Genomic DNA, 580 nt, shown 5'->3' with positions numbered 1-580 from the left:
ATCATCGCTTTAATGCCATAATCAGCCAAAGCCCAAGGTGCGTGTTCACGAGATGAGCCACAGCCGAAGTTTTCACGCGCAAGTAGGATAGAAGCGCCTTGGTAACGTGGCGCATTCATTACAAACTCAGGGTTTGGTCGCTCGCCTGCATCATCAAGGAAGCGCCAGTCATGGAAAAGATGCTTACCGAAACCTAGGCGAGAAACTTTTTGTAAAAACTGCTTTGGAATAATGGCATCCGTGTCAACGTTGGCGGCATCTAGAGGTACAACCAAACCAGTATGTTGTTTAAAACCTGACATGATTGTTCTCCTTAATCCTGTTTATCAAAAGTTAATTCACGAATATCAACAAAGTGACCAGCGATAGCCGCCGCCGCCGCCATTGCAGGACTAACCAAGTGGGTACGACCATCACGGCCTTGACGACCTTCAAAGTTACGGTTTGATGTTGATGCACAACGCTCGTGAGGACCTAAGCGGTCGTTGTTCATTGCTAAACACATTGAACAACCTGGTAGACGCCATTCAAAGCCCGCTTCTTTAAAGATGACATCCAAGCCTTCGGCTTCTGCTTGTGC

Annotated in this window: 2 protein-coding genes; both read right to left on the bottom strand. The window is 47.4% G+C overall.

Annotated features, from left to right (window positions below; all coding sequences use genetic code 11):
• The coding region (leuD, locus tag R8O10_RS26490) for a 3-isopropylmalate dehydratase small subunit (protein WP_318192135.1) at positions 1–302 on the bottom strand (302 nt) is incomplete at its 3' end.
• 11 nt (positions 303–313) lie between these two features.
• On the bottom strand, positions 314–580 hold a 267-nt coding region (locus tag R8O10_RS26485), incomplete at its 5' end, for an aconitase family protein (protein WP_318192134.1).

Origin of the sequence: Vibrio sp. 1727, from assembly GCF_033344415.1 — a bacterium.
Classification (GTDB): Bacteria; Pseudomonadota; Gammaproteobacteria; order Enterobacterales; family Vibrionaceae; genus Vibrio; species Vibrio alginolyticus.
This window is presented reverse-complemented; position numbering and strand designations above follow the sequence as displayed.